Below are 735 nucleotides of genomic sequence, written 5' to 3'. Positions count from 1 at the left end.
CATATCGGCGCCCGTAGGGCGGCACCACATAAAAGGGGCAGGAAAGCCTGCGAATAGCATCTGCTGGCATCGTACCGGATTTGTTCGCCCTTAGCGTGCAGATACGTCACTTTCGTGTAGTCACCCCTATATGCAATCGCGGCCATCCTCCGCGATTATCCGCGTGATGGCACATGGTATCTCGGCTTCATGATCGTAGATGCCGCACAGCGTGGTCGTGGCGTCGGACGCTCAATTTACTCGACGGTCGAAAGCTGGGCCGCTGCGAGAGGTGCCACAGAGATTCGGTTGGCCGTGCTGGAAGCGAATGAAGCGGCAGAGCGATTTTGGCGTTCTCTCGGCTTCATTGAGTATCGGCGCGTTGGGCCAGACACCTTCAAAATGCGTAGCCATCGCCGGATAGAACTGAGCCGTCGCCTTTCTGGCGCGACCGTAGAAGGCAGCAACAAGTAAGATCTCGCGCCGGCTATCTGGGCGAGCTTGGCGTAGGATTCCGCCCCCTCCCGCAAACGCCCCCTTCCTCGTCCTGCCGCCCGATCGCCTCGCCACCTATTCGCGATGGCTGCGCCTGCTCGTCGCGCAAAGCCTCACCGACATGGCCCGCGATCCCGCCAAGCCGGCCGTGCCGGTCCTCTATCTGCTCGATGAGTTCGCCGCCCTCGGCCATCTGGCCCCCGTCGAGCGCGCTATGGGCCTCATGGCCGGCTACGGCGTCCAGCTCTGGCCCATCCTGCA

At 62.0% G+C, this 735-nt stretch carries 1 protein-coding gene and 1 pseudogene; both read left to right on the top strand.

Annotated elements, in window-relative coordinates:
* Nucleotides 1-135: 135 nt before the first annotated feature.
* Nucleotides 136-453: a GNAT family N-acetyltransferase gene (locus tag BRX37_RS26390; protein ID WP_318276981.1), complete on the top strand. Its 318-nt coding sequence runs from the start codon at nt 136-138 to the stop codon at nt 451-453.
* Between the two features lie 64 nt (nt 454-517).
* Nucleotides 518-735: pseudogene (locus BRX37_RS26385) on the top strand (type IV secretory system conjugative DNA transfer family protein); the annotation flags it as partial.

This window comes from Sphingomonas sp. S-NIH.Pt3_0716, assembly GCF_003950715.1.
Taxonomy (GTDB): Bacteria; Pseudomonadota; Alphaproteobacteria; order Sphingomonadales; family Sphingomonadaceae; genus Sphingobium; species Sphingobium yanoikuyae_A.
This window is presented reverse-complemented; position numbering and strand designations above follow the sequence as displayed.